General features: G+C 66.0%; 28 protein-coding genes. 9 read left to right on the plus strand and 19 right to left on the minus strand.

Features of this window, described 5'->3' with window-relative positions; genetic code table 11:
- Nucleotides 1-32: 32 nt before the first annotated feature.
- Nucleotides 33-1,490 carry an IMP dehydrogenase gene (guaB, locus tag AC07M1_RS13155; protein ID WP_495163070.1) on the plus strand — a complete coding sequence of 486 codons (1,458 nt, stop codon included), beginning with the start codon at nt 33-35 and terminating at the stop codon, nt 1,488-1,490.
- A gap of 90 nt (nt 1,491-1,580) precedes the next feature.
- Entirely contained in the window at nt 1,581-2,255 is a 675-nt protein-coding gene (locus tag AC07M1_RS13160; protein ID WP_495163071.1) for a DUF4197 domain-containing protein, read from the plus strand.
- Here the strand turns inward: AC07M1_RS13160 and AC07M1_RS13165 are convergent.
- The 9 genes from AC07M1_RS13165 to AC07M1_RS13205 form a co-directional block, all read right to left on the minus strand.
- Nucleotides 2,252-3,607, minus strand: a complete 1,356-nt coding sequence (locus AC07M1_RS13165) for a serine hydrolase domain-containing protein (protein WP_495163072.1) — start codon at nt 3,605-3,607, stop codon at nt 2,252-2,254. The two genes, AC07M1_RS13160 and AC07M1_RS13165, sit on opposite strands and share 4 nt — an antisense overlap.
- Nucleotides 3,608-3,775: 168 nt before the next feature.
- Nucleotides 3,776-4,243, minus strand: a complete 468-nt coding sequence (locus AC07M1_RS13170; RefSeq protein ID WP_495163073.1) for an SRPBCC family protein — start codon at nt 4,241-4,243, stop codon at nt 3,776-3,778.
- Entirely contained in the window at nt 4,240-4,572 is a 333-nt protein-coding gene (locus tag AC07M1_RS13175) for an ArsR/SmtB family transcription factor (RefSeq protein WP_495163074.1), read from the minus strand. The genes AC07M1_RS13170 and AC07M1_RS13175 overlap by 4 nt, the downstream gene beginning before the upstream one ends.
- 126 nt (nt 4,573-4,698) lie before the next feature.
- Nucleotides 4,699-4,827: a hypothetical protein gene (locus tag AC07M1_RS13180; protein WP_495163075.1), complete on the minus strand. Its 129-nt coding sequence runs from the start codon at nt 4,825-4,827 to the stop codon at nt 4,699-4,701.
- A gap of 49 nt (nt 4,828-4,876) precedes the next feature.
- A complete protein-coding gene (locus tag AC07M1_RS13185) occupies nt 4,877-5,206 on the minus strand; it encodes a DUF6481 family protein (protein ID WP_495163076.1) in 330 nt (109 codons plus the stop codon).
- 6 nt (nt 5,207-5,212) lie between these two features.
- Nucleotides 5,213-5,431 carry a hypothetical protein gene (locus AC07M1_RS13190; protein WP_495163077.1) on the minus strand — a complete coding sequence of 73 codons (219 nt, stop codon included), beginning with the start codon at nt 5,429-5,431 and terminating at the stop codon, nt 5,213-5,215.
- 56 nt (nt 5,432-5,487) lie between these two features.
- Nucleotides 5,488-5,694 carry a cold-shock protein gene (locus AC07M1_RS13195; protein ID WP_066577768.1) on the minus strand — a complete coding sequence of 69 codons (207 nt, stop codon included), beginning with the start codon at nt 5,692-5,694 and terminating at the stop codon, nt 5,488-5,490.
- Between the two features lie 333 nt (nt 5,695-6,027).
- On the minus strand, nt 6,028-7,209 hold the full coding sequence (locus AC07M1_RS13200) for an MFS transporter (RefSeq protein ID WP_495163078.1): 1,182 nt from the start codon (nt 7,207-7,209) through the stop codon (nt 6,028-6,030).
- Nucleotides 7,210-7,224: 15 nt separating this feature from the next.
- Nucleotides 7,225-8,259, minus strand: a complete 1,035-nt coding sequence (locus AC07M1_RS13205) for an aldo/keto reductase (RefSeq protein ID WP_495163079.1) — start codon at nt 8,257-8,259, stop codon at nt 7,225-7,227.
- Nucleotides 8,260-8,357: 98 nt separating this feature from the next.
- Between AC07M1_RS13205 and AC07M1_RS13210 the strand changes: the two genes are divergently transcribed.
- Nucleotides 8,358-9,251 carry a LysR family transcriptional regulator gene (locus tag AC07M1_RS13210; RefSeq protein WP_495163250.1) on the plus strand — a complete coding sequence of 298 codons (894 nt, stop codon included), beginning with the start codon at nt 8,358-8,360 and terminating at the stop codon, nt 9,249-9,251.
- A gap of 114 nt (nt 9,252-9,365) precedes the next feature.
- Nucleotides 9,366-10,115: a hypothetical protein gene (locus AC07M1_RS13215; protein ID WP_495163080.1), complete on the plus strand. Its 750-nt coding sequence runs from the start codon at nt 9,366-9,368 to the stop codon at nt 10,113-10,115.
- Here the strand turns inward: AC07M1_RS13215 and AC07M1_RS13220 are convergent.
- The gene (locus tag AC07M1_RS13220) at nt 10,093-11,262 is read right to left on the minus strand and encodes a low temperature requirement protein A (RefSeq protein ID WP_495163081.1); all 1,170 of its coding nucleotides are present in this window, start codon (nt 11,260-11,262) and stop codon (nt 10,093-10,095) included. The two genes, AC07M1_RS13215 and AC07M1_RS13220, sit on opposite strands and share 23 nt — an antisense overlap.
- Nucleotides 11,263-11,422: 160 nt before the next feature.
- On the opposite strand from AC07M1_RS13220, the gene AC07M1_RS13225 reads away from it, so the two are divergent.
- Together AC07M1_RS13225 and AC07M1_RS13230 are read left to right on the plus strand one after the other, a co-directional pair.
- Nucleotides 11,423-12,607, plus strand: a complete 1,185-nt coding sequence (locus AC07M1_RS13225; RefSeq protein ID WP_495163082.1) for an RsmB/NOP family class I SAM-dependent RNA methyltransferase — start codon at nt 11,423-11,425, stop codon at nt 12,605-12,607.
- A 32-nt stretch (nt 12,608-12,639) separates the two neighbouring features.
- Complete coding sequence (locus tag AC07M1_RS13230) at nt 12,640-13,146, plus strand: tetratricopeptide repeat protein (protein ID WP_495163083.1); 507 nt, start codon at nt 12,640-12,642, stop codon at nt 13,144-13,146.
- Here AC07M1_RS13230 and rsmA read toward each other — a convergent pair.
- From rsmA to AC07M1_RS13250, 4 genes are all read right to left on the minus strand, one after another.
- A complete protein-coding gene (gene rsmA, locus AC07M1_RS13235) occupies nt 13,143-13,961 on the minus strand; it encodes a 16S rRNA (adenine(1518)-N(6)/adenine(1519)-N(6))-dimethyltransferase RsmA (RefSeq protein ID WP_495163084.1) in 819 nt (272 codons plus the stop codon). The two genes, AC07M1_RS13230 and rsmA, sit on opposite strands and share 4 nt — an antisense overlap.
- On the minus strand, nt 13,958-14,977 hold the full coding sequence (pdxA, locus tag AC07M1_RS13240) for a 4-hydroxythreonine-4-phosphate dehydrogenase PdxA (RefSeq protein WP_495163085.1): 1,020 nt from the start codon (nt 14,975-14,977) through the stop codon (nt 13,958-13,960). Before pdxA ends, rsmA begins: the two co-directional genes overlap by 4 nt.
- Nucleotides 14,978-14,980: 3 nt before the next feature.
- Nucleotides 14,981-16,351 carry a peptidylprolyl isomerase gene (locus AC07M1_RS13245; protein WP_495163086.1) on the minus strand — a complete coding sequence of 457 codons (1,371 nt, stop codon included), beginning with the start codon at nt 16,349-16,351 and terminating at the stop codon, nt 14,981-14,983.
- A 181-nt stretch (nt 16,352-16,532) separates the two neighbouring features.
- On the minus strand, nt 16,533-18,785 hold the full coding sequence (locus tag AC07M1_RS13250) for an LPS-assembly protein LptD (protein ID WP_495163087.1): 2,253 nt from the start codon (nt 18,783-18,785) through the stop codon (nt 16,533-16,535).
- Nucleotides 18,786-18,946: 161 nt separating this feature from the next.
- On the opposite strand from AC07M1_RS13250, the gene AC07M1_RS13255 reads away from it, so the two are divergent.
- Nucleotides 18,947-20,422: a leucyl aminopeptidase gene (locus AC07M1_RS13255; protein WP_495163088.1), complete on the plus strand. Its 1,476-nt coding sequence runs from the start codon at nt 18,947-18,949 to the stop codon at nt 20,420-20,422.
- A 309-nt stretch (nt 20,423-20,731) separates the two neighbouring features.
- Nucleotides 20,732-21,172, plus strand: a complete 441-nt coding sequence (locus AC07M1_RS13260; RefSeq protein ID WP_495163089.1) for a DNA polymerase III subunit chi — start codon at nt 20,732-20,734, stop codon at nt 21,170-21,172.
- A gap of 26 nt (nt 21,173-21,198) precedes the next feature.
- Here the strand turns inward: AC07M1_RS13260 and AC07M1_RS13265 are convergent, their stop codons facing one another.
- A complete protein-coding gene (locus AC07M1_RS13265) occupies nt 21,199-21,375 on the minus strand; it encodes a hypothetical protein (protein ID WP_495163090.1) in 177 nt (58 codons plus the stop codon).
- 147 nt (nt 21,376-21,522) lie between these two features.
- Here AC07M1_RS13265 and ndk point away from each other — a divergent pair, with 147 nt between their 5' ends.
- Complete coding sequence (ndk, locus tag AC07M1_RS13270; protein WP_495163091.1) at nt 21,523-21,945, plus strand: nucleoside-diphosphate kinase; 423 nt, start codon at nt 21,523-21,525, stop codon at nt 21,943-21,945.
- 67 nt (nt 21,946-22,012) lie between these two features.
- Here ndk and AC07M1_RS13275 read toward each other — a convergent pair whose 3' ends face one another.
- From AC07M1_RS13275 to AC07M1_RS13290, 4 genes are all read right to left on the minus strand, one after another.
- Nucleotides 22,013-22,624, minus strand: a complete 612-nt coding sequence (locus AC07M1_RS13275) for a hypothetical protein (RefSeq protein WP_495163092.1) — start codon at nt 22,622-22,624, stop codon at nt 22,013-22,015.
- A gap of 32 nt (nt 22,625-22,656) precedes the next feature.
- Entirely contained in the window at nt 22,657-23,970 is a 1,314-nt protein-coding gene (locus tag AC07M1_RS13280) for a sensor histidine kinase (RefSeq protein ID WP_495163093.1), read from the minus strand.
- 26 nt (nt 23,971-23,996) lie between these two features.
- Nucleotides 23,997-24,719 (minus strand): response regulator, encoded by a 723-nt coding sequence (locus AC07M1_RS13285; RefSeq protein ID WP_495163094.1) that lies wholly within the window; start codon nt 24,717-24,719, stop codon nt 23,997-23,999.
- A gap of 86 nt (nt 24,720-24,805) precedes the next feature.
- Nucleotides 24,806-25,498 carry a hypothetical protein gene (locus AC07M1_RS13290; RefSeq protein WP_495163095.1) on the minus strand — a complete coding sequence of 231 codons (693 nt, stop codon included), beginning with the start codon at nt 25,496-25,498 and terminating at the stop codon, nt 24,806-24,808.
- Between the last annotated feature and the right edge of the window lie 17 nt (nt 25,499-25,515).

Consider the following 25,515-nt stretch of genomic DNA (forward strand, 5'->3'; position numbering starts at 1 on the left):
GCCAACTTCCGACTCAGGACATTGGCGCACACATGGATATCCCTCTCGGCCTCACCTTCGACGACGTCCTTCTCTATCCGGGCGAATCCGAAGTGTTGCCGAGCATGGCGGACACCCGCACGCATGTGACGCGTAACATCGCGCTCAATATCCCGATCCTCTCCTCCGCGATGGATACCGTCACGGAAGCCGACATGGCGATCGTGATGGCGCAGCTGGGCGGTATGGGCGTGCTTCACCGCAACCTCACGATCGAGGAGCAGGTCGAGGCGGTGCGGATCGTCAAGCGGTTCGAGAGCGGCATGGTCGTCAACCCGATCACGATCCGCGCCACTGGCACGCTGGCCGAAGCTCAGGCGCTGATGGCGCGGCACAAGATCAGCGGCATCCCGGTGACCGAGGCGGATGGCAAGCTGGTCGGCATCCTCACCAACCGCGACGTGCGCTTCGCCGAGAATCCGAAGCAGCCGGTCAGCGAGCTGATGACGCATGAGAATCTCGCCACGGTATCGACCGGGGTTGGGCAGGAAGAGGCGCGCCGCTTGCTCCATTCCCGCCGGATCGAGAAGCTGCTGGTGGTGGACGACGCCTATCGCTGTGTCGGCCTGATCACGGTCAAGGATATCGAGAAGGCCGTCACCTATCCCGACGCGACCAAGGACGGCGCGGGTCGCTTGTGCGTCGCCGCCGCGACCACCGTGGGCGACAAGGGGTTCGAGCGGACCGAGGCGCTGGTCGATGCCGAGGTCGATCTGATCGTGATCGACACCGCGCACGGCCACAACAAGGACGTCGCGCGCGCGGTCGAGCGGGTGAAGAAGCTGTCGAACCGCGTCCAAGTCATCGCCGGCAACGTCGCGACGGGCGAAGCGACCAAGGCGCTGATCGGCGCGGGAGCGGATGGCGTGAAGGTCGGGATCGGCCCGGGGTCGATCTGCACCACCCGCGTCGTCGCGGGCGTGGGCGTGCCGCAGCTCACCGCCGTGATGGACAGCGCCAACGAAGCCGCCAAGTCGGGTGTGCCGGTGATCGCCGATGGCGGTCTGCGCACCTCGGGCGATCTCGCCAAGGCGCTGGCTGCGGGTGCTTCCACCTGCATGGTCGGCTCGCTGCTCGCGGGTACCGAGGAAGCTCCGGGCGAGACGTTCCTGTATCAGGGCCGCGCCTATAAATCGTACCGCGGCATGGGCAGCGTCGGCGCAATGGGCCGCGGCTCGGCCGACCGCTATTTCCAGGGCGACATCAAGGATCAGCTCAAGCTCGTCCCTGAGGGGATTGAGGGGCAGGTGGCGTTCAAGGGGCCGGCCAAGGACGTGATCCACCAGCTCGTCGGCGGTATCAAGGCGGCGATGGGCTATACCGGCGCGGCGACGATCCCGGACCTGCAGAAGAAGGGCCGCTTCGTCCGCATCACCGGCGCGGGCCTGCGCGAAAGCCATGTCCACGACGTGACGATCACGCGAGAGGCGCCCAACTACCCGACGCGCTGAACGCTGCCTTACTCTGGGCGGTTCAGCGCAGGGTCAGTCGCGGCACCGCATCTCGCCCCGCGCGTTGGCGCGAGTAGAGGGAGATGCGCGATGTTCGAGGTTACCAACCGCCGACGGTTGATCGCGGGAGCCGCGCTGCTGCCGGTCGCCGCGCTGGCGGGCTGCATGAGCGGCCCGGGCAGCTACGGGGTCGAGGAGGGCGTGCGCCGCCTGCTCACCTTGTCGAGCCAGCGCGCGTTCGATCGGCTGATCCGTCCCGGCGGCTTCTACGATGATCAGCTGACCCGGCTGACCATGCCCGATCGGCCGGGCGACCGGTCCGGCGCGGTGCTGGGTGCGATCCTGCGCACCAATGCGGTGCGCACCCGCATCGCGATCGCGCTCAACGATCTCGCCGTAGATGCCGCCGATCGCGCGACGCCGGTGGTGCTCGACGCGATCCATCGCATGACCTTCGCCGATGCGCTGGCGGTGCTGCGCGGCGGGCCGACTGCGGCGACCGACCTGCTGGCGCGTGAGACCGAGGGCGCGGTGATCGAGGCGATGTTCCCCGAATTCTCCGACGGGCTGCGCGGCGACGCATTCGAGATCCTGACCGCTGCGCTTGCCGCCGCGTCGGGCTTCGACCTTGCGGCACTCGCCCGCGACGTCTCGCGTCAGGCGGGGCGGGCGATCTTCTTCACGATCGGGCGCGAGGAGGCGGAAATCCGCCGCAACCCGCGCGCGACGCGCGATCCGGTGCTGATCGCGCTGCTGGGTGGCTAACGGGCCAGATAGTCGACAAGCTTGCGATAGTCTGGGTCGTCATAAGCGGCATAGGTGATGTCGCGAATCAGCTTCGTGCCGTTCGCGCCGTTGGTCAGGATGACGACCCCGAACTTCTTGTCGGGCACGAAGAAGGCCGCGCTGCGTTCGCCGTCATTGATCCCGGTATGGGTAATCACCGTGCCGCCCGGGAAATCCTCGACGAACCATCCCAGTCCCATGGCGATGCGGGGTGGGCAGATTGCCATTGGAAGACCGCCTTCGCCGCCGCAGAACTCGGGTCGGCGGTCCGGGGCGGTGGCGAAACGCTGCGCGGCGATCTCGGGTGAAAGCCTCCTGTCCTCCATCACCCCCGCCACGAACCGCGCATAGTCGCCGATGGTGGTGTGGACGCAGCATGCCGCCGAGAAGTCGAGCCGCAGCACTGGCCATAGTTCGCGACCCTGCCCGTCATGCGGATAGGCCGCGCGCGCCTTGTACGCGGGCGCGACGGTGAAATAGGTGTCGCGCATGCCCATCGGCGCCAGCACCAGCTGCCGGGTCAATTCCTCGAATCCGGTACCGGTCGCCCGCTCGGCATAGCGGGCGGCGTAGGTGTAGCCCTCACCGGCATAGCGAAAGCGCGCGCCGGGCTCCGCGCCGAATTGCAGCATATTGCCGGTTTGCGAACGCCAGTTGGGCAGGCCGGTTCGGTGAAGCAGCGCCATCCGCACTGTCAGTCTTCCCGCACGCGAGTCTCCGGCGATGTCGGGATCGGTATAGGCGGAGGCCATCGGTGCATCGAGGTCCAGCCGCTTCGCCGATGCCAGCCGCAACAGCGTTTCCGCGGCGATCGGCTTGGTGAGCGACGCGATGTTGAACAAGGTCCGCGTATCGGCGGGAACGCCACGCCGCTGCTCGCCATAGACCCGCGTCCACGCGACACGGCCGTTCGAGACATATCCTATTGCTGCACCCGGGACGCGATAGCGCTTGAGCAGCTGTGGGATGTTCGCGTCGAGCCAGGTTGGCAGTCGCTCGCCCTGAGCGGCCGGGGGCGGGGGCGTCGCTTCACCGCGCTTCGCGCGGGCGACCACGTTGCCGGCTTCCGCCACCGTCAGGCCAGTGTCGGAAATGGTGATGACCAGATCGCGCTCGACAGCGGCATAGCGTCCGTCTCCCGCCGGCTTGAGCGTGAAGGTGGAGGGACCTGACTGGAGGGTGAGCTTGCCGTCCGTTTGCACGACGACGATCCGTCCGCCGATATCGTCGATATAGGTGCCGGCGATATCCGCCGGCGGGGCTGTCTGGGTAGGAGAAGCGCTTGCCGATTGGGCGATCGCCGCAAGAAGGATCGCGGTTGGTCGGAACATGATCAGCCTCCGGGCGCATAGCTGTATTAGTAAAATAATACAGCTATGCGGACCTAGCGCAAGCATATGCGGCTTGTGCGGCTGTTATGATCGTGCGGAACGCAGAAGGGGCGCGGCTATTTGCCGCGCCCCTCGATGCAGGGTCGGAAGGGGTGAGGTGTTCGCGCCTCAGCCCCCGACTTCCCTGGCCAGCGCCTCGAGCAGTTCGCGGCAACCCTGTTCGCGCATCGTGCCGTCGTCATGGCCGTCGAGATAGGTGCCCTGTTCGGTCTGGACGAGCAGCGTGCCGCCGTCCTTCTCGACCAGCTCGATCGTGGTGAGCGATGCGGACATCGGCGCGCCTGCCATCGCCATGCGGTAGCAATAGACCAGCCGCTCGCCGGGCAGGATGTCCTGGTAGATGGTCTCGTTCAGGATCTCCGGCCCGCCCTGATAGGCGAAGCGCGAGCGCTCATGGCCGCCGATCTCGAAGGCGGGGGTGTATTCGAAGATTTCCCATCCCTCGCCCTCGATCAGCCAGCGGCGCTTGGAATCGGGATCGGCAAAGGCGTCGAACACGCGATTGGGAGTCGCATTGTAGAACCGCTCGATGCGGAAAGTACTGTGTACGGCGGGCTTGGTTGCAACATCGGTCACGACTTGTTTCCTTCTTCGTTGAGAAAGGCGGCCAGCCGGTCGAGCTTGCGCTCGGACGGAAGGCGCCGGGCTTCGATCCACAGGGCGAGCGCGTCCATCCCTTCCGGCTCCAGCCGGCAGATACGGGAACGCCCGACCTTTTCGCTTGCGATGATCCCTGCCGCCTCCAGCACCTGCAGATGCTGCATGACCGCCGCGAGCGACATGTCATAGGGCTTGGCTAGTTCCCCGACCGCAGCCGGGGCGTTGCTCAATCGCTCGATGATCGACCGGCGGGTCGGTTCGGCCAAAGCGCGAAGCAGGGTATCGACGTCTTGATACTTAAGCATGGACTTAACTAACGACTCGGGTGGACGATAGTCAAGTGAAAACTTAAGTGTTGGATCGGAGCCGCTTTCAACGGGTCCAGAGGAGGGGCTGCCGCCCGGCGTAAACCGGGCGGGGCCGCCTGGAAATTAGGTTTTCAGCGTCGTCATCTCGACCGGCTTGCCCTTGAGCGACGGGTTCGATGCGTTGGGCTTCGGGTCCTTCGTTGCCTTGGGCTTGCGAATCTCACGGTTCGATTTCTTCTGGCTTTTGGCCATTGTTCAGTTCCTCACGGCGATGATGCTTGTCTGTCTGATCGTGTCCGGCCTATTTCGGTTTCCTGTCCTTGCGTGCCGCATAGCGCGCGTCGCGAGCGGCCTTGCGGTCCGCGTCGCTAGGCGCGGCCGGTGTTTGCGCGGGGGCGGAAGCCACGGCGGCGTCAGCGCGTTTCGCGGCGGCCGCTTCCTCGCTGGCGAGGCGTCTGGTCTCTCGCTTCTCAGCCGCCGCCGTTTCGCGTGCGGTCGCCCGAGCAACGCGCGCCGCCTGTTCGGCGGCGTTCACGGGTGGCTTTGTCCGGAATTTTTCCAGCGCCGCGTTTTTCGCACGCGCGGCAAGGGCCGCGCGCTCCTGGAATCCGGGTTCCCGATACGCTGCCATGCGGTTCTACCGCCTGCTCATTCGGGTGGGGAGGCGGATCACGGTGCCTGTGATCACCTTTGCCCCATAGGCCTTGGCGACACGCGCGGTATCTTCCGCATTGTTCATCACGACACGCGTGCCGCCCGATTGCAGGATCTCGATCGCGCTGATCGGTATGTTGTGCTTCGCGCAGGTCGCGACGACATCGTCCTTTGACGCGTTGATGTTGAGTGCTCTGGACATGGTGTCTCCGTTCGCAAGAAATTAGGGGCGCCCTTTCGGGGCGCCCCTCGGTCGGTTTAAGCGGACTGGAGATTGACCGCGGACGTCTTGCCGCGGTTGTCGGTCTCGAGTTCGTAGGTGACGCGCTGATCTTTATCGAGCGTGCGCATCCCGGCACGTTCCACTGCCGAGATATGGACGAATGCGTCGCCACCGCCACCTTCCGGTGCGATGAAGCCGAAGCCCTTGTCAGGATTGAAGAATTTTACGGTTCCGGTGATCATGATTGGGGTTCCTTGTCCCATGGGGCGGGCATGCTCCAACAGCGGCGCATCCCGGCTACGGCGAGGCTAGAAAGGGACAAAGGGAGGAGCCAGGTCGGCCCAATATCCGTCGCAGGCGACGTCAGCGAGAGTTGTATAGCACGTAGTCGTGTTAAATAGAAATCGGATTGAGCGACGGAATTATATTTGAGAATTCGGCGGACATTTCCTGAAGTATCAAAAATGAAAACACTCGCGTTTCGTTCGAGTTCGATCGCATCAGGCTGAAATTGTTTCTGGCGATGAGGCGAAGTGGCGTCATCTCAGCCCAATCCGAGTTTGCAATCTTCGACTTTAGCAGGTGCCGGCCGCCAGCCTTTCTCCTTCCGCCGGAACGCTGCTGCGCCGCGCCCACAGCACCATGACCAGGCCGATCGCGGAGGTCGCGGCGCCTGCCAGCGATACCGCAGGATAGCCAAGGCCTCCCGCGATCACCGCGCCGCCCAGTGCCGCGCCGATCGCGTTGCCCAGGTTGAACGCGCCGATATTGACCGAAGAGGCGAGGTTGGGCGCGTCCGCGGCTGCGGTCATCACCCGCACCTGCAGCGGCGGCACCAGCGCGAAGCTCGCCACGCCCCACAGGAGTACGAGGACCGCAACCGGCGCATGGAACGGCATCAGCGCGGCGAACGCGACCAGCACCGCCGAGAGTGAGGCAAGGGTGATGATCAGCGTGCGGTCAACCGATTTGTCGGCGAACTTGCCGCCCAGCCAGTTGCCGACGGTCAGCCCGACGCCATAGACCACCAGCATCGCCGTCACGAACCCCAGCGAGGCGTGGGTCTGGGTCTGCAGGATCGGCGTGATGTAGGTGAACACCGTAAACATCGCGCTCGACCCGATCACGGTGAGGCCGAGCGCCGCGAGCACCGGCTTGCGCGCCAGCACGCGCAGTTCGTCGGCGACATTGCCGCCTTCGGGTGCTGGCATGGCAGGCAGGGTGAAGCGCAGTGCCGTCATCGTCACCACGCCCAGCCCGGCGATCGCCCAGAAGGACGCGCGCCAGCCGAGATGCTCGCCCGCCCAGGTCGAGAGTGGTACGCCAACGATGATCGCCACCGTCAGCCCCATGAACATCGCCGCGACCGCGCCGGCCTTGCGGTCGGGCGCGACCACGCTTGCCGCGACGATCGATCCGACCCCGAAGAACGCGCCATGGTTGAGCGAGGTGAGCACGCGGGCGGCGAGGAGCGTCCAATATCCGTCGGCAATGGCGGACAGCAGGTTGCCGAGCGTGAAGATCGCGGCGAGCCCGATCAGCAGGGTCCGCCGCGGCACGCGCCCGGTGGTCAGCGTCATCAGCGGCGCGCCGATCAGCACGCCCAGCGCATAGGCGCTGACCAGCAGCCCCGCGGCGGGGATCGAAGCGCCCAGATCATTGGCGATCACGGGCAGCAGGCCCATCGGCGCGAACTCGGTCACGCCGATGCCGAAGGCGCCCGTGGCAAGCGCGAGTAAGGGAGGGTTGATCTTCATTGGAATTGCTCCGGGTCAGACCAGCGGCGGATTGAGGCGGGCGAAGCCCTCCTGCTGCCGATAGGGGGTGTGGGGATAGGGCGGCAGTACGTCGCTCGCAGCATCGAGTGCGGCGACCTGCTCTGCGGTCAGCGACCAGCCGACCGCGCCGAGATTCTGCCGCAACTGTTCCTCGTTGCGCGCGCCGATGATGACCGACGAGACGGTCGGGCGCTGAAGCAGCCAGTTGATCGCGACCTGCGGCACGGTCTTGCCTGTTTCCTGCGCCGCGGCTTCCAGTGCGTCGATCACCTTATAGAGATGGTCCTCGGTCACCGGCGGTGCGAACTGCTCCGTATCATGCAGGCGGCTACCTTCGGGCGCCGGGCGATCGCGGCCGATCTTGCCGGTCAGGCGGCCCCAGCCGAGCGGACTCCACACCAGCGCGCCCACGCCCTGATCGGCGGCGAGCGGCATCAGATCCGCCTCATAGGCGCGGCCGATCAGCGAATAATAGACCTGATGCGCCACGAAGCGCGGCCAGCCGTGTCGGTCCGATGCGGCCAGCGCCTTCATCAGCTGCCAGCCGGGATAGTTGGAGACGCCGGTGTGGCGGAGCTTACCCTGCGCGACCAGCGTGTCGAGCGTTGCCAGCAGTTCTTCGACCGGCGTGTGCGCGTCGAGGGCGTGGAGCTGGAGGATGTCGATGTAGTCGGTGCCCAGCCGTTTGAGCGACGCATCGACGGCTGCGATTAGCCGCGACCGCGACGCGCCCCAGTCGGCGGGGCCGTCGCCCATCGGCAGGCCGGTCTTGGTCGAGATCAGCACCTGATCCCGCCGCCCCTTGATTGCTTCCGCCAGCACCTCCTCGGAAGCGCCGTTCGAATAGACATCGGCGGTGTCGAACAGATTGACCCCGGCTTCGAGGCAGACGTCGATCAGCCGTCGGGCCTCGGCCGCGTCGCTGGTTCCCCAGGCGCTGAACAAGGGGCCGGTGCCGCCGAAGGTGCCGGTGCCGAAGCTCAGTACCGGTACGCGCAGGCCCGAAGCTCCCAATTGCCGATATTCCATCATGCACTCCCTGATACGTGTTCGACGCACAGATGGACGGCAGGGGCTCGAGCTTGTAGGGCAAGGGAAAGCGAAGGATTTTTGCATTGGATGCAAAGATGGAGAGTGGCGCCGACCGCGCCCGATCATTGGAGGTGTTCGCCGCCGTTGCCGCGCAAGGCAGCTTCTCGGCCGCCGGGCGCCTGCTCGGCCTCACGCCGTCGGCGGTCAGCCGCACCGTGGATCGGATCGAGGCGCGGCTCGGCGTACGCCTGCTACTGCGCACCACCCGTGCCCTGACCCTGACGGCTGAGGGGCAGGCCTATCTCGGCGCGGCACGCCGCATCCTCACCGATCTCGACGATGCCGAGCAGGCGATCGCCGATCAGGGTGCCCCGCGCGGGCGCCTGCGAGTCAGCGCTGCGCTGTCGCACGGACGGTTGTGCATCGTCCCGCTGCTCGGCGAGTTCGGCTGCCTCTACCCGCACATCCTTGTCGATATCAGCCTGAGCGATTCGATCGTCGATGTCGCGGCGGGCCAGGCGGATGTCGCGATCCGCTTCGGCCCGCTCGCCGACAGCGGCCTTACCGCACGCAAGCTCGGCGAGAATGGCCGGGTGATCGTGGCGTCACCCGGCTATCTGGCGCGTCACGGCACTCCGCGCGTGCCCACCGACCTGCACGATCACAATTGCCTCAACTTCAACTTCCGTCGTGCTGAGCCAGTCTGGCCCTTCCGGTGCGAGGGCCGCGACGACGCACTCACCGTGAGCGGTAGTATCGAAGCGAATAATGGCGAGACGCTGGGGCAGCTTGCCGCCGCCGGGGTTGGTATCACCCGTGTCGGCGCGTTCAGCGTCGCGGATGAACTGGCCGACGGTCGCCTCGTCCCGATCCTTGAGGAATATAATCCTGGCGATATCGAGGTGATCCATGCCGTCTTCGTCGGCGGCGCCAACACGCCGGCTCGGGTACGCGTCTTTGTCGATTTTCTTGCGGAACGGTTGCGCTGAGTCCGACATGTTTTAGTCGTATTGCCATCCTAGCCACGCTCCGTCCGCGCCGTTTCTGTCTCCCGAGGTTCATTGTCCCAGCCGGATTCTCCCGCACCCTCAAGCCTTGATCGTTTGCGCGGCCGGTTCGGCACGCGCACGCGTGGCTTTGTGCTCGCATTGCTGGTCGAGCTTCTGGTCGTGCTGATGATCTTCACATTGGCACCGGACATTGTCGGCCGTGAGGACGGCGATGCGGGCATGACGGTGTTCGGCGTGACGCCCGAACCCGAGCCGGAAGCCGAAGCCGAGGAAAAGCCCGCGCCCAGTGCAGCCCCGAACCCCGCGCGGGTTCATCCTGCGGAAACCCAGCCCGATCCGTCGCCGGAGCCGCCCGTCCCACAACCCCAGCCCCAGCCTTCGCCGCCGGTTCTGCTCAACATTCCGCTGGGCCGGATGCCGGATATCGCGACGCTTCCCCGGCAGCCCGCTGCGCCGGCGCCGGCGCGTCGGGCGGCGGGGCCGCCCAACCTTGCCAGCCTGCCCGGCGATACACCTCGGGTGGAGGGGAGAGGGCCGCGCGGCGAGCCACTCTATGCCGCCGCCTGGTATCGCGAACCCTATGACAGCGAGCTTAGCGGCTATCTCTCCACCGCGACCGGGCCGGGCTGGGGATTGATCGCCTGCCGTACCGTGCCCGATTTCCGCGTCGAGGATTGCATCAAGCTCGACGAATATCCGGAAGGGTCGAATATCGCCCGCGCGGTGCTGGCTGCCGCCTGGCAGTTTCGTGTGCGCCCCCCGCGCCTTGGCGGCCAGTCCAAGGTCGGCGAGTGGGTTCGGATCCGGATCGACTATGGGATCAAGCGGCAGACTCCGCCCTGACGGCGCGCGCGGAGAGCGTTGCCCGGACCGCCACCGCCGCCACGGCCAGCGCCGCGATTGCTTCCAGCGCCGGGAAGGCGAAGGGCAGGGCGATCACCGCCACGGCGAACACCGGCAACACCCATCGCGCGGCCCCGTGCAGCTCGAACCGGTCGCGCACCAGCCATAGCGCCAGGAAATAGATACCCAGCGGGATCGCCACCGCCAGATCGCCGGCACGAATCCCGATCTTCGAATGGCCGGTCAGGATCTCGACCAGCACGGCGAAGCCCGCTCCTACCGCCGCGCCCGATGCGAAGACAAGCATATGGCCATAGCCCCATTGCAGCGCGCGGCTGAGCTTGGTGCTCGACAGCTGCTCCTCACGAGAGAAATAGAGCCACCACATCGCAAAGGTGATGACGAGTGCGGACATGGCGGTGTGCACCAGTCGCACGTCGAAGCTGCCATCCCAGGCCTTTTCGAGCGCCAGCGTCGCCGCCAGCAGCACCTCGCCCAACACGATGATCGTCAGCAGGCCATAGCGCTCGACGATATGATGCCGGTGCCACGGCGTCATATTCGCGCGCTCGGCAAAGGCGGGGACGGCCAGCTCGATGACCCAGCCGAGCAGGATCAACGCAACGAAGGTCGGTGAATGCGGATCGCCCAGGAAATAGAGCGCGATCCAATAGGCCTGGGCGATCGCGATTCCCCCGGCATAGCGCAACGCGCAGACGCGCCGCTCGGGATCGTGCCGCGCCGCGCGCAGCCACAGCGCGATCATCGCCACCCGCATAATCGCATAGCCCGCCACGACCAGACTGATGTCGAGATGGGCGGAGAAGCGTTCGATGCCTGCTGCGATCAGCAGCGCGCCGCCCATGATCACCATCGTCAGCAGCCGGGTCGGCGCATCGTCATTGTCATAGGCGGAGGCGAACCACGTGAAGTTCATCCACGCCCACCAGATCGCAAAGAAGGTGAACAGGTAGCGGACGACGCCTTCGGGCGCGTGGTCCGCGGCGATGCCATGGTGCAGCGACGCAGCGGCGGCGGCGATGGCGATCACCGTGACCAGATCGAACAGCAGTTCCAGCGGGGTCGCCGCGCGGTGCGGTTCGTGCGGATCGCGCGGCGCCATCGGCCGGATCGCTTTGTGTTTCATGCTTCCCCCTTCCAATGTTGGAACCCATCTGCTTTGCCGTTCCGGCAATGCCTTCCGGATTCCCCCTGCCGATGCCTCAGACCCCGAGCATCATCGCTGCCGTAAAAACACGCGTGTTGTGTCAACTTTGTCAACCGACCCGTCACCCGGATCGGCGGGCATGACGCCCGCCGCGCGGACTCAGGCGGCGATCGAGCTGCTCGACCAGGTGATCGTCGCAGCGCGCGACGGCGGCGCATCGGCGGATGTGCTGATCCAGCGCGGGTTTGCGGCACGGCGCTATGCCGGGTCGAAGGACCGCCGCGCGATCCGTGGGCTGATCTACGACGCGATCCGCCTCTGCGGCGAGCGACCCGAGAGCGGGCGCGCGGCGCTGCTGGCACTCGCGGCGCGTGACGCCGAACTGGCTGCAACGTTCGACGGCTCCTCCTACGGTCCGGCGCCGATTGGTGCGAATGAGGCCGCGGCACGCGCCGGCGTCGCGCCGGCATGGCTCATGGATGCGCTTGCCGCCTCGGGCATTGGTGCGGATCAAGCCACGGCGCTGCTCGACCGCGCCTCGCTCGACCTGCGCGTCAACACGCTCAAGGCCAGCGTGGCCCAGGTCCGTGCGACGTTACCAGAGGCGGTACCGGTGGATGGCGTGGATGCCGCCCTTCGCCTTCCGCCCGATACCCCGGTCGAGAAGACTGGGCCCTATATCGATGGCTGGATCGAAGTGCAGGACGCGGGCAGTCAGATCGTAACTCTCGCTGCGGGCGTTCAGTCCGGAATGCGGGTGGTCGACCTATGCGCGGGCGGTGGCGGCAAGACGCTGGCACTCGCCGCCGCGATGGAGAACCGCGGTGAGCTTCTCGCCAGCGACACCGATCGGCCCCGCCTGTCCCGGCTGATGCCACGGGCAGAGCGGGCGGGTGTATCGATCGTCGAGACGCGATTACTCAATCCCGGTCATGAGGCTGAACCCCTCGCCGACTGGGCGGGTACGGCAGACACGGTGCTGATCGACGCCCCCTGCTCGGGCACTGGCACTTGGCGGCGCAACCCGGAGGCGCGCTGGCGGCTGACTCCTGCACGGCTCGCCAAACTGGTCGAGACGCAGGCCCGCCTGCTCGATGTCGGCGCCGCGCTGGTCAAGCCGGGCGGTGTGCTGATCCACATCGTGTGCTCGCTGCTCGATGCCGAAGGGGCTGGTCAGGTTAAAGCCTTTCTTGAGCGCAATCCCGACTGGACCGCCGCGCCGCTTGCGCTTCCGCTCGGGACCCCGCATGGGTCCGGAATGCGCCTGACCCCGCTGTCCCATTCGACCGACGGCTTTTTTGTCGCGAAGCTGCTGCGCGCATGATAGCCCTGCGGTTTCCACGTCCGGAGTCCCTGATGCGTATCACCTTGGTGTCCGCCGCCGCCGCACTCGCGCTGCTGAGCGTCTCGACCTCGCTCTACGGCCAGCGCGCCGACGACCAGATCGACGCGCGCTCGGTGGCGCTCCTTGAGCGTGGCAAGGTAGCGAAGGCGGCCGGAAACTTCGAGGGCGCCAACGACCTCATCGAAAGCGCGCTCGCGGTCGATCCGCGCAATCGCCAGGCCTTTATCGTGCTGGCGGAAATCGCACGGACACAAGGCCTGCCGGGCAAGGCAATCCGCTTCTATCGCGAGGCGTTGACGCTGGAGCCGAACGACGTCGTCGCGCTGCGCGGGCAGGGCGAGGCGATGGTGCAGAAGGGCGCCATGGAGCGGGCCAAGGAGAATCTGGCGCGCGTGAAGACGCTGTGCGGCAACAGCTGCGCCGATGCGAACCAGCTTGCTGCCGCGATCGCCAAGGGGCCGCCCGCGACGGTCACCGCACAGGCGGTTCCGCCCGCGGCTGAAGCAAAGAAGAATTAGGCCGAAAGCGCCCGCGCCAGTGCGACGAACTCGTCGACGCTGACCGTTTCCGCACGACGCGTGGGATCGATCCCCAGGGCTTCGGCAGCCTCAACCGAACCTGGGACCGCTTTCAGGCTCTGCCGCAGCATCTTGCGCCGCTGCCCGAACGCTGCCGCGGTCAGCTTCTCGAGCACCGCGAGCTTGACGCCCGGTGGCTCGTCGCCTGGTACGATATGTACGACCGCCGACATCACCTTGGGCGGCGGGGTGAAGGCGGAGCGATGGACCGGCATCGCGATCCTTGCGCTGCTTCGCCACTGTGCAAGCACCGCCAGTCGCCCATAGGCGCCGGTGCCGGGCGCAGCGACGATCCGCTCTGCGACCTCCTTCTGGAACATCAGCGTCAGGCTCGCCCACCACGGCTTCCAGCGTGCCGACAGCCAGCCGACGGTTAGCGCGGTTCCGACATTATAGGGCAGGTTCGATGCGATATGCGGCTTCCCCGCGAACAGCGCCGGGGCATCCACCTCCAGCGCGTCCCCCTCGATCACGCAAAGCTTGCCCGGAAACGCGTCGCCCAGTTCAGCCAGTGCCGGGATACAGCGCCGATCGCGCTCAACCGCCGTCACCTTCGCGCCGGCTTGCAGCAGCGCGCGCGTGAGGCCGCCCGGGCCGGGGCCGACTTCGAACACTTCCTGCCCATTCAGGTCGCCCGGCACTCGTGCGATCCGGTCGAGCAGCTGGGAATCGAACAGGAAATTCTGCCCCAGCGCCTTGCTAGCGCTCAGCCCATGGTTGCGGATGACTTCACGAAGCGGGGGAAGTGGGGTCACGCGGTCACTTCTGTCAGGGTGATCAATGCGCGTTTCTCGGCGGCCTGGCCCGCCATGCGGATCGCGGCGATCATCGCACCCGGTTCAGCTTGATCCCGCCCGGCGATGCCGAACGCGGTTCCATGATCGGGGGAGGTGCGCACAATCGGCAGTCCCAGCGTCATGTTCACTCCCTCGTCGAAATGCAGCGTCTTGAGCGCGACCAGCGCCTGGTCGTGATAGGCGCAGATCGCGGCATCGTAGGTCGCTCGGGCGCGGGCATGGAACATCGTGTCGGCGGCCAGTGGTCCAACCGCGTCGATCCCCTCGGCCTGCAGCAGGCGGATCGCGGGTTCGATGATATCGATCTCCTCGCGTCCGATCGCACCGCCCTCTCCAGCATGGGGGTTGAGGCCGGCAAAGGCCAGCCGCGGTGCCTCGATCCCGAAATTGCGGGTCAGTCCGCGCGCCGTGGCTCGCGCCTTGGCGACGATCAACTCGATCGAAATCGCCTGCGGTACGGCGGCAAGCGGGATATGCGTCGTTACGGGCACCACGCGCAGCGTCGGCCCGGCGAGCATCATCACTGTATTCTGCGGCGCGATTCCGCAGCGTTCACTGACAAACTCGGTCTGACCCGGATGGGTGAAACCGATGCGATAGAGCTGCGCCTTGGAAACCGGACCGGTCACCAGCGCCCCGGCTGCACCCGATCGTGTGAGGCCGGTCGCCAGCTCAAGGCTGTCGAGCGCGCAACGGGCGCCGGCATCGTCGGGCAGGCCCGGGGTGATCTCGCCTGAGCTCGTGACGGCAAGTACCGGCAAGGCATCTGCGAATACGCCGCGCGCTTCGTCGGGATAAGCAATTGTCGCGACCGGGCCGTCCCACACCGCTGCGATCGCACGAGGGTCACCGACCGCGAAGAACACCGGAAGCGCCTGCAACTCGCGGTCCCGCCAGGTCTTGGCGACGATCTCCGGTCCGATCCCGGCAGGGTCGCCCAAGGCAACTGCAAGGGGGCGGACCGGAGCGCTCACAACTCAGCGATAATCGATAATGGCGTCGCGGCGCAGATCGCGAAGATAGCGCTGGGCGCGAAGGTTGGTACGCTGTTCCTCGATCCCTTCACGGATCTGCTCGGGGCTGGGTAGGGCAGCAGTCTTGGGGTCGTCGCGGCCGCACAGCACCAACGCACGTACGCCTTCCTCGGGCGAGCCGAAAGGTGGGGTCGCCTCTCCAACCTGAAGCTTGAGAACGATGTCCTGCAACTGCGGCGGTAGATCGCGCGCGCGAACTGCGTCATTGTCGACGACCTCGGCACCCAGCGTTTCAGCGGCCTTGCCGACCGCGCCGCAGCCTGCGGTCGATTTCAGCACCGTGGCGAACTCGGCAGCCTTGCCCTGTGCCTGTGCCTGAGTTGTACCCGCCGGGAATTTGACGGTCAGCTGACGCAGGCTCAGCTTCGCGTCACGCGGATCGGCCATTAGCACCTGGCGCTTGTCGACCAGATAGAGGACCGAAAAACCGCCCGGCACTTCGATCGGGCCGGCGACTTGGCCGACCTGCATCTGCTGCGCTGCCTGTGCGAGCTGGGGTGGAAGCATCGCAGCGCGTACCCAGCCAAGATCGCCGCCCTGCGCACGCGTCGTCGCTTCGGAAAAGCGTGCGAAATACTCAAACGGGCGACCCTGCTGCATCTGCTGGATCATCTGCTGCATCGCCTGGAACACTTCGCCCTGCCGCTCGGGCGTGGCGGAGATGTATATTTCGCGAAGCTGGAACTCGTCGGTCCCCTTTGATTCCTCAAGGCGGACGATGATGTTCTTCACTTCTTCGTCGCCGACGTTGATGAAGGCGCCGATTTTGCGCGCGATGACGCGCTGCCAGGCGATTTCACCCTCGATCTGACGCTTGAAGGAGCGCTCCGACGATCCGATTTGGCGCAGCCATGCGCGCATCTGGTCAGGTGTGCGTTGGTAGCGGCTCGAGATCGACGCGAAGCTGCGGTCGATCTGATCCGCTCCGATCGTGATGTCGTTCGCCTTCGCTTCCTGAATCTGGATCGTCTCATCCGTCAGCAGGCGAAGCACCTGAAGACGGAGCCGATCCTGTTCCTCGGGTGACAGATTGAGCTGATTGAGCGCGACGAACAGCGCGAAACGCTGATCGATATCGGTGCGGGTGATGACATAGCCGTTCACCAACGCCGTCGGTTTGCGGACATTGGGATCGACCTTGCCCAGAAGCTGGACTTCCTTGGGTAGGTCCAGATTGGCGGCGCTGGACGGGGCTTCGTCCGCGGCCGGAGGCGGCGGAGCCGTCGGCGCGGTCTGCGCGGCGATCGCGGCGCTACCGGCAACGCCAATGATCAGAGCTGCCGAACGACAGAAATGTACGACCTTGGAAGTCATCTTCACCTGTACCTGAAACCCGTTCCCATTCGAGGGAATGCGGCGTTTAATCGCCAATTGTGCCTGAACTGGGGCTTACATGTTTTTGTTGGCGGCACCAGCCCGCTCCCACACCCGGTCACCCAGCGGGTGCATCATTTTGGGGGCCGAGTAGGGGAGCGGGCTGGTGCCGAGCCGGAACCTAGCGCCCCAAATTCTTGAGCGCCAGCGTGAACAGATAGCTGTTGCCGCGACGCGCATCGCCGGTGGTCTGGTAATCGCGCTTCCAGGTGACACCGATGCGCAGACAGTCATCCTCATATTCGACCCCGAGGCGATGGCGAACTGGTTCGAACCCGTCGGAGAGCGAGGAGGAATCCTCTTCGGCGTTGGTTAGATCGATCACCGCCGATCCGAACACCGACCAGAAGCGCGAGACCTTCACACGCGCGCCAACCCGCGCTTCCTCGCGATCCTGCAGATCCTCAAGCGCGAAATCGACATTTCGGTTGAGTCGCAGATAGCCGATCGTCGCGAAGGTTTCCCGTGAGCCGATCGTGGCGTCGATCTCGTTACGGCGGATAGCGATATTGTCCTTGTCGAGCCGGTAGCGGTGCGTGAAGGTCAGGAAATCCTTGTAGCGGACCACCGTTCGCCCGACGATGTCGGACAGTCGATCGTTCAACCCGGTGCCGTCAGGCAAGATCGTCGGGCGGGAATCGAGCCGGTAGCTCTGGCCGATATTGGCTTCGATCGAGATGCCTGGCAGGTACAGCGCGTAGTCGAGGCCGAACGTGAAACGCGTCGAATCCTCGAACCGGTCGTAGCCGGGGAAGCGATTGAGCGCGAACAGGTTCGAATCCTCGAGATCGACCGAGCGTGCATCCTCGTTCGGGATATCGAAATTCTGGATTCTGGGTGCCGCAACGACTTGAAAGCGCGGGGTGATCCGCTGAACGCCACCGAAAGCCTCACCGATCAACGGCCATTTCATGTCGAGGGCGAGCGCGCCGATCGCCCGACCGCGAAACCCTTCCAGCCCGCGATAGCTGATCTGGCTGGTCGAGGCGACGTCCGTGGTATTGTACAGGTCACCGCGGCCATAGGCGGTTAGGGTCACCTCCTGCCCCCAGGCGGTTAGTTTGCGCAGATCGTAGCGCAGCGAAGCGAAGGCGCGCTGCGTATCCTGCCCGCTTGTCCGGCTGATCGCGAGGCTGTTGAGCTGAAGCTCGAACCGCCCGCCTTCGACCAGCGACTGGCCAAAGCGCAGGCGATAGTCGATCTCGGGTAACGCGATCGGCTGCAGGCCCTGACTTTCGCTGGGCCGCAGCGTCTGGACGGCCCAGCCGTTGATGGTCAGCAGCGAGTTCCGGTCGATCCGCTCGATCCGCAGGCTGTTGCGCAGCCGGTCGTCGCTCGAGATGTCGTAACGCCGCAGGAAGGTGCGGTCGCTCGCCACACGAACCGTACCGCTTACGCTCCAATTGGGGTCGAGCTGGAACCGGCCCGCCGCATCGAGATAGCCGCGAAACGCACGCTCGCTTGAAGTCGAGGGTGTCGGCGAGACGCCGTCGTCACTGCGCCGGCTGTAGGTGCCGTAGCCGGTGACACGGAACGCTCCGTTGCCGGTGAGCTGGCGATATTCGGCCTGCAGCATCGGCAGCGCGCGGGTGAAGATATGCGGCGTGACGGTGACGTCACGGTTGGGAGCGAGGGTAAAATAATAGGGCAGGGCGACTTCGAACCCGTTCACCGCGTCAAGGCGGATGGCGGGAGCCAATAGGCCGCTGGCATTGCCGGCACCGATCGAATGCGAAAAGGCCGGCAATGGCAGCGATGCGAACCCGAAGAGCGATACGCGAGCGTCCTTGTAGCGCATCCGCTTCTTGGCCGGGTCATAGACCACGCGCACCGCGGTGATCTTCCACGACGGCTCCTTGGGGCAATTACCCGTATCGACCACCGCACATGGGGTGTAAGCCGCGTGCTCGACGTTGATAACGCCATTGGCATCGCGTGTTCCGCGTTCCGCCGCCAGTCGCCCGCCCTGTTCGAGCACGACAAGCATATTGTCGATCGCGCCGTCCTTGAGCGAATCGGTCAGCTCGATCTTGTCGCCATAGGCGGTGTCGCCTTCGGGATTGGTGACGGCGATGCTGCCGGTCGCGACCACCTGACCGGTCTTGCGATTCCAGACCACCTTGTCGGCGCGCAGGCGGTTGCCGTCGCGGAACAATCGCACATCGCCGCTGACGCTAACGACGTCGCCCTCCGAATCATATTCGGCGAGGTCGGCGGAGAATTGCATCTGATCGGGATCGTCAGGCAGCGGCGTGCTGGACGGCGGCGGCGGGTCCACCGGCCGGTCCTGCAGATTCTGCGCCGTGGCCGTAGCGGGCACGAGGCAGAGCGCGAACGGCAGAATCCCAGCGAGAAGCAGAGCCTTGCGCGTCACCTTTGAACCAACCCCTTCAACCCGGTGCTTCTCGTTACCACCTTCGGCCCTATCGCACCCTGAGCATCGCTTCGCAATCGCCGGGCTTTGCCGTTCGCCGCGCACTGGCCTAGAGAGGCCTCAAAATGACAACAACACGATCCACAGGAACAGGAAGCTTCATGCGCGTAACATTTTCCGCCGCCCGTCCAGCCGATGCGGGCGTGATCGTCCTGCCTGTCGAGAAGGACGGACTCGACCGCGTTCCGGCCGGGGTTCTGGACGACGCGACGCTGGCGCTCGCGCGCGGTGCGGCCAAGGCGGGCCGGTTCGAGGGCGAGGCGGGTTCGATCGTCGAGATCTTCGTATCCGCGACCGATGGCGCGAACCGAATCCTGCTGCTTGGCGTCGGCGCGGGGAATGAGGCGGATTACGAGCGCGCGGGCGGCGCCCTCACCGCGCGTTTCCTTACTTCTGGCGTCACGACGATCACCGTCGACTTCGCCAGCCTGGGCGGTGCGCCGTCCGCACGCGCGGCAGCGCGTCTCGCGTCGGCTGCGGTGCAGCGCGCCTGGCGCCACGACGTGTATCGCACGCGCCTGACCGAGAAGCAGAAGCCGACGCTCGAAGCCATCGTGCTGGTCGGCGCGGCGGAGGGCATCGAAGGCGCGTGGAAGGATCAGGCGGCCATCATCGACGGGCTCAACCTGACCCGCGGCCTCGTCTCCGATCCGCCCAACATCGTCTATCCGGCAAGCTTCGTGGAACGCTGCCGCCATCTGGCCGATCTGGGCATCGAGATCGAGGTGCTCGACACCGACGCAATGGCGAAGCTGGGCATGGGTGCGCTGCTGGGCGTCGCGCAGGGTTCGGTCCGCGAAGGCCGGCTGCTGGCGATGCGCTGGAACGGCAAGGGTTCGGGCGACATCGACCTCGCGCTGGTCGGCAAGGGTGTGACCTTCGATACCGGCGGCATCTCGATCAAGCCCGCCGCGGGCATGGAGGACATGAAGTGGGATATGGGCGGCGCCGGAGCCGTCGTGGGTGCGATGAAGGCGCTCGCCACCCGCAAGGCCAAGGCGAACGTCATCGGCGTGTGCGCGCTGGCCGAGAATATGCCCGACGGCAATGCTCAGCGCCCCGGCGACGTCGTCACATCGATGTCGGGCCAGACGATCGAGGTCATCAACACCGACGCCGAAGGCCGTCTGGTGCTCTGCGACGCGATCACCTGGGTCCAGCAGGTCCACAAACCCAAGACCATCGTCGACCTGGCGACGCTGACCGGCGCGATGATCATCAGCCTGGGCAGCGAGCATGGCGGCCTGTTCGCCAATGATGATGGCCTAGCCGACGAGTTGCTCGCCGCAGGCCGCGCGACGGGTGATCTGCTGTGGCGTTTCCCGTTGGGCGATGCGTACAACAAGCTGATCGACAGCCCGATCGCCGACATGAAGAATGTCGGTCCGCGCGGCGCCGGATCGATCACCGCGGCGCAGTTCATCCAGCGCTTCGTTGATGAGGGCGTGCGCTGGGCGCATCTCGACATCGCGGGAATGGTCTGGGCGGACAAGCCCGGCAGCACCTATGACAAGGGCGCGACCGGCTACGGCGTGCGCCTGCTCGACCGCTTCGTTCGCGACAATTTCGAGGGCTGAGACGCGCTTCGGTCCGCCGTCCCGTGATTGCACGGAACGGTGGGCCGGACGTTGACGGACGCGACCGCATCGATACTCTCCGGAGGCTGGCCTTTGCCGGCATTTGCTAGAGGGGAAGTCAGATGACGGTTTTGCAGATCAGTGCCGCCGTGTTGTTGATTGCACTCACGCCCGCAGCGATGCCCACTGGTCGGGCCGGGCCCGATCAGAGCCTGTGCCAGACCAATTGCGCCGGGAACTCGCTGTGCGAATTCTGGCAGGATATGCTGTGCAGATGATACCCGCCGCCCGCCGGCGCTGGAGGTAAGGTTGCAGGTCGATTTCTACCATCTCACCGTGACGCCGCTGGAGCGGGCGCTCCCCGGCATCGCGGTGAAGGTGGTGGAGAGCGGCCAGCGGCTGCTGATCGTCTCCGCCGACGAACATCAACGCCAGCGGATCGACGGATCGCTGTGGACCTGGCAGGTCGAAAGCTTCCTGCCCCATGCCCAGGCCGGGGCGGGTGACGATAGCGTCCAGCCGGTGCTGATCACGGGCGAGGTGGCGCCGGCCAACGGCGCGCGCTTCGTCGCGCTGATCGACGGCGAATGGCGTGACGCTGCGCTGGAGTTCGACCGGGCGTTCCACTTCTTTGACGGTGACAAGATCGTCGAGGCGCGCGCGGCGTGGAAGGGGCTTGCGGACCGCGAAGGCGTGGAGCGGCGCTACTGGAAGCAGGACGAGAATGGGCGCTGGGGGCAGGCGGCCTAAGCAGGGCTATACTCGCTAGCTTCGCTTCAATAGCCGGCCAGTGCTATCGCTATCAGCATCGCGACAAGACCGCCGCTGAATATCGTGATCAGCCAGTAGAGTGGCGGATTCTCGTCCCGATCGACGCCATCGGCGCGCCTGCCGAACAGGTTGAGCAAGAACACGACAACGCCAAACGCAACCAGAAACCAAGTCGAGTTCATATCAGGGCAGCAATATCGAGACATTCGCGATGTGTCAGGGGCGTCGCGCGATGGGGCATTCCGAATTTCACTCCCCCTTGCCACCACCGTCTTGCCCGACTAGAGCGCCGCGCAATCCCCACCCCTAATGACAGGAGCCGCACGGCCATGGCCGCGAACCGGACCTTTTCGATCATCAAGCCCGATGCCACCCGCCGCAACCTGACCGGCGCGGTCACCAAGATGCTGGAGGAAGCTGGCCTGCGCGTCGTCGCTTCCAAGCGCATCCAGATGAGCCGCGAGCAGGCCGAGGGTTTCTACGGCGTTCACCGCGAGCGTCCCTTCTTCAACGACCTGGTCGAGTTCATGATCTCGGGCCCGGTGGTCGTGCAGGTGCTGGAAGGCGAGAACGCCGTGCAGCGCAACCGCGACATCATGGGCGCGACCAACCCGGCCAATGCCGATGCAGGTACGATCCGCAAGGAGCTGGCCGAATCGATCGAGGCGAACTCGGTCCATGGTTCGGACTCGGACGAGAATGCGGCGATCGAAATCGCGTTCTTCTTCAAGCCGGAAGAAATCGTCGGCTGATTTCGGGCTTCGGCCTGAAGGACAAGGACAGGCCTCTCCCCTTGCGGGAGGGGCCTTTCTTTTTGCCTCAGGCAGGCGGCTGAAGGCGAGCCAGCTCCTGCGCCCACAGCGCGTCGATGCGCGCCTGATCGCCGCCGCGCTCGCGGATTCGAGCCGCCTCGATGCGCAGTTCGCGGCCCGCGAGCATCCGGCCGTTTGTGCGCCATACCAGTTCGACGATCGCGTGGTCGCGCTTGGTCGCGTCGCCCGCGCGATAGCTGACCGTCACCAGCACCGGCAGTCGCCCTTCGCGCTCGTCCGCGCCCTTGTCGGTCGCTGCGAGTACCGCGCCGCTGAACCAGCTCGATTCGATACGGGGCAGGACTGGCGCCTGCGTGCCGACATCCAATGTCTTGGGGAAGGCGACCGTGGTGTCGAGAATTTCGTGGGCGGGATCGCTCAGCATGATCTGCTTACCGCCCTCGTTTACAGTAGCGCGCAGGTCTAGTCGCGTTTCGGCAGCTGCGGCCTTGCTCGCCGCACTCGCCTTCTGATCCGCCTCGTCGCGCTTGTCGGCCCAGCTCACCCAAAGCGACACGCCGGCGATGATCACGCCCGCGACCGCTACCAGCTCGCCGATGGTGAGCCAACGACGGCGGATCGCGCGGGCCTCGGCCTTTTCCGCAGGAGTCTCGTTCATGTCCCGCTGCATATCGCCGGGGGCGGGCGGAGTCACCGTCGCGGCAGCGAAATGATGGCGGAAAGTCCGCCGCCCTCACGGTTGGCGAGCGCGATGTCGCCGCCCGCCTCGCGCACGATCGCGCGAGCGAGGGTAAGGCCGAGGCCGACCCCGCCCGTGGTACGGTTGCGCGAGGGATCGAGCCGGGTGAAGGGATCGAACACCGCCGCGATCTGGTCGGGGGGAATACCGGGTCCGCGATCGGCGACCTCGATTCTGATCGCGTCCACATCGGATGTCAGCAGTACTTCGCTGCCGCCGCCATATTTGACCGCGTTCTCGATAAGGTTGCGCACCGCACGTCGCATCAATGCCGGGCGCAGGCGGACGATGAGGCGCTGGCCGTCCTGATAGTCGACCGCGTGGCCGAGGTCGCGGAAGTCGTCGACCACCGCGTCGATCAGCGCCGATAGGTCGGTCTCGGTCGGCGGTTCGCTCGGGCGACCCAGGCGGGCAAGGCTGAGAATGTCGTCGAGCGTGCGGTTCATCTCGTCGATCGTGTCAGCCATCCGGGCGCGGTCTTCCTCATCCTCCACCGATTCGATGCGAACCCGCAGCGCGGCGAGAGGGGTACGCAGATCATGGCCGATCGCACCGAGCATCTGGTCCTTCTCGTCCAGCATGGCGGTCACGCGCTGGCCGAGGGCGTTATAAGCGCCGATCACCGCGCGCACGTCGCTGGGTCCGGCTTCTTCCACCGGCTCAGCCTCCACCCCTGGCTGGAACCGGCGTGCGGCCGCGGCAAGGCCGTGCAACGGACGCGAAATCCGGCGGGTCGCCCACAACACCGGCAGCAGCATGATGACGTAGAGGATCAGCGTCTGGCCCGCGAGCAGCCAGAACAGCCGACGCGGATTGCCCTGCCACGGCGCGATGGTCGTCACCCAACCCTTGCCCGGAAGTTCGATCGCGATCAGCAGCGTTGGCCCCGGCGGCTTGTCGCGCATTCGGCGGCGCTGTTCGATCGGCAAGGGCTCGTCGGATACGGGATGCACGCCGGTGTCGATCCGGCCGGCTGTCACACCCTGCTCCGCTAGCTGGCGGCGCAGCTCGTCCTGCACCTCGGGCCGGCGTGTCAGATAAGGGGGGATGGGGTTGCCGGAAGCTCGGCGGACGCGTCCACGGTCTTGCGGGATTGGGCGACCGGTCTGCGCTTCGCGCTCGAGTGCGTCGGCGACACGGGTCGCGACCGGGCGGGTGGCCTGCGACAGCCGGAAACTGGTGCGGTCGCGCAGCGCGAGGCCGAAGTTGATCGCCTGCGCCACGAACAATGCCAGCGCCACAACCAGCGCCATCTGGCCCATCATGCTGCGGGGCCAAAGAGGGATGCGCTTCATAGCCGGGTGACGTCGCTCGCGAGCGTGTAGCCGCCGCCCCACACGGTTTTGATCAAAGTCGGGTTCTTCGCATCCGGCTCTATCTTCTTGCGCAGCCGGCTGACCTGATTGTCGACCGCGCGGTCGAACGCCGCCGCTTCGCGCCCCTGGGTCAGGTCAAGCAGCTGGTCGCGCGTCAGCACCGCGCGCGGGCGCATCACCAGCGCGAGGAGGAGGTTATACTCGCCGGTCGACAGCGGCACGGACACGCCTTCGCGGTCGACCAGCGCGCGTTCGCCGGTTTTGAGCACCCAGCCGGAAAAGGCGAAGCTGCCGCTTTCGGGCGCGTGCTGGCGGGTCCCGCCTGCCTGCATCCGGCGCAGCACCACCTTGATCCGTGCCGCCAGCTCGCGCGGGCTGAACGGCTTCACGACATAGTCGTCGGCGCCCATCTCAAGCCCGACGATCCGGTCGGTCTCCTCGCTCTTCGCGGTCAACAGGATCACCGGCGTCTCGCTCGTCGCGCGGATATGGCGGCACAGGCTCAGGCCATCCTCGCCCGGCATCATGATGTCGAGCACCACCAGATCGATCGAATAGGCCGACAGCCGCGCGCGGGCCGCTTCCGCATCGGCGACCTGGGTCACGCGGAAATGCTGTTTGGTGAGATACTGGGCCAGCGGCTCGCGGATCGATCGCTCGTCGTCGACGAGCAGCAAATGCGGGGTCTCTGCGGTCATCCCGACCGGGGTAGCAGATTCATCGAGTACGGGAAGTGCCGGGCGGGCGGCACGGAGGAGGTCGTAAAGCCCGCCCGACACCGACGTCACTCGCCCTGGGGGGCAGGGGGCGGCGTCATTCCGCGGCGACCGCGCTGCGGCAGTTCGGACGCGTCGATCTTGCCGTCCTTGTTGGTGTCCATTGCGGCGAAGCGCGCGGCGTTGCTCGCGTCGAACTCGGCGCGGGTGATGACGCCGTCGCCATTGGCGTCGGCCTTCATGCCATGGCGCTTGCCGCCCTGCATCGGGCCTGGGCCGCCTTCGGTCGCGTCGCGGCCGCGGCGTCCCTCGCCACGCTTCCAGCGGCCCTTGCCACGCTCATCGGCACCGATCGTGCCGTCGCCGTTGGTGTCCATGCGGGCAAAGCGCGCTTCGGCGGCGGCGCGGTTCTCGGCCTTGCTGATCAGGCCGTCGCCATTGGTATCGACGCGCTGGAGCATGCCTTCGCCGACCATGCCGCCGCGACGTCCGGCACCGGGCATGAAGTCAGCCATCTCGCCGCCCTTGCGTTCCGCCATCGCCGCGCGCGCTGCCTCTGCACCGGCCTTGCGTTCATTGGCGTCGAGCTGGCCGTCCTTGTTGGTGTCCATCCGGTCGAAGCGCGCATCGGCGCGGGCGAGCATCTCGGCTTTGGTGATCGGTTTTTTCGGGGCGGCGTCGGGGGTTTCGCTCTGCATCGCGATCGCGACGCCCGCGACCAGCATCGCGCCGAGCGCGCCGGCGGTCAGAAGAGTCTTCATCACAGGGCTCCTGTCGA

It is taken from the genome of Sphingomonas sp. GW821-FHT10C01, assembly GCF_059415525.1.

What these genes read in the sequence shown, in the direction of transcription:
- guaB (WP_495163070.1), top strand. Translation starts at nt 33, where the DNA reads ATGGATATCCCTCTCGGCCTCACCTTCGACGACGTCCTTCTCTATCCG.
- AC07M1_RS13160 (WP_495163071.1), top strand. Translation starts at nt 1,581, where the DNA reads ATGTTCGAGGTTACCAACCGCCGACGGTTGATCGCGGGAGCCGCGCTG.
- AC07M1_RS13165 (WP_495163072.1), bottom strand. Translation starts at nt 3,607, where the DNA reads ATGTTCCGACCAACCGCGATCCTTCTTGCGGCGATCGCCCAATCGGCA.
- AC07M1_RS13175 (WP_495163074.1), bottom strand. Translation starts at nt 4,572, where the DNA reads ATGCTTAAGTATCAAGACGTCGATACCCTGCTTCGCGCTTTGGCCGAA.
- AC07M1_RS13180 (WP_495163075.1), bottom strand. Translation starts at nt 4,827, where the DNA reads ATGGCCAAAAGCCAGAAGAAATCGAACCGTGAGATTCGCAAGCCCAAG.
- AC07M1_RS13185 (WP_495163076.1), bottom strand. Translation starts at nt 5,206, where the DNA reads ATGGCAGCGTATCGGGAACCCGGATTCCAGGAGCGCGCGGCCCTTGCC.
- AC07M1_RS13190 (WP_495163077.1), bottom strand. Translation starts at nt 5,431, where the DNA reads ATGTCCAGAGCACTCAACATCAACGCGTCAAAGGACGATGTCGTCGCG.
- AC07M1_RS13195 (WP_066577768.1), bottom strand. Translation starts at nt 5,694, where the DNA reads ATGATCACCGGAACCGTAAAATTCTTCAATCCTGACAAGGGCTTCGGC.
- AC07M1_RS13200 (WP_495163078.1), bottom strand. Translation starts at nt 7,209, where the DNA reads ATGAAGATCAACCCTCCCTTACTCGCGCTTGCCACGGGCGCCTTCGGC.
- AC07M1_RS13205 (WP_495163079.1), bottom strand. Translation starts at nt 8,259, where the DNA reads ATGGAATATCGGCAATTGGGAGCTTCGGGCCTGCGCGTACCGGTACTG.
- AC07M1_RS13210 (WP_495163250.1), top strand. Translation starts at nt 8,358, where the DNA reads ATGGAGAGTGGCGCCGACCGCGCCCGATCATTGGAGGTGTTCGCCGCC.
- AC07M1_RS13220 (WP_495163081.1), bottom strand. Translation starts at nt 11,262, where the DNA reads ATGAAACACAAAGCGATCCGGCCGATGGCGCCGCGCGATCCGCACGAA.
- AC07M1_RS13225 (WP_495163082.1), top strand. Translation starts at nt 11,423, where the DNA reads ATGACGCCCGCCGCGCGGACTCAGGCGGCGATCGAGCTGCTCGACCAG.
- AC07M1_RS13230 (WP_495163083.1), top strand. Translation starts at nt 12,640, where the DNA reads ATGCGTATCACCTTGGTGTCCGCCGCCGCCGCACTCGCGCTGCTGAGC.
- AC07M1_RS13245 (WP_495163086.1), bottom strand. Translation starts at nt 16,351, where the DNA reads ATGACTTCCAAGGTCGTACATTTCTGTCGTTCGGCAGCTCTGATCATT.
- AC07M1_RS13255 (WP_495163088.1), top strand. Translation starts at nt 18,947, where the DNA reads ATGCGCGTAACATTTTCCGCCGCCCGTCCAGCCGATGCGGGCGTGATC.
- AC07M1_RS13265 (WP_495163090.1), bottom strand. Translation starts at nt 21,375, where the DNA reads ATGAACTCGACTTGGTTTCTGGTTGCGTTTGGCGTTGTCGTGTTCTTG.
- ndk (WP_495163091.1), top strand. Translation starts at nt 21,523, where the DNA reads ATGGCCGCGAACCGGACCTTTTCGATCATCAAGCCCGATGCCACCCGC.
- AC07M1_RS13275 (WP_495163092.1), bottom strand. Translation starts at nt 22,624, where the DNA reads ATGAACGAGACTCCTGCGGAAAAGGCCGAGGCCCGCGCGATCCGCCGT.
- AC07M1_RS13280 (WP_495163093.1), bottom strand. Translation starts at nt 23,970, where the DNA reads ATGATGGGCCAGATGGCGCTGGTTGTGGCGCTGGCATTGTTCGTGGCG.
- AC07M1_RS13285 (WP_495163094.1), bottom strand. Translation starts at nt 24,719, where the DNA reads ATGACCGCAGAGACCCCGCATTTGCTGCTCGTCGACGACGAGCGATCG.
- AC07M1_RS13290 (WP_495163095.1), bottom strand. Translation starts at nt 25,498, where the DNA reads ATGAAGACTCTTCTGACCGCCGGCGCGCTCGGCGCGATGCTGGTCGCG.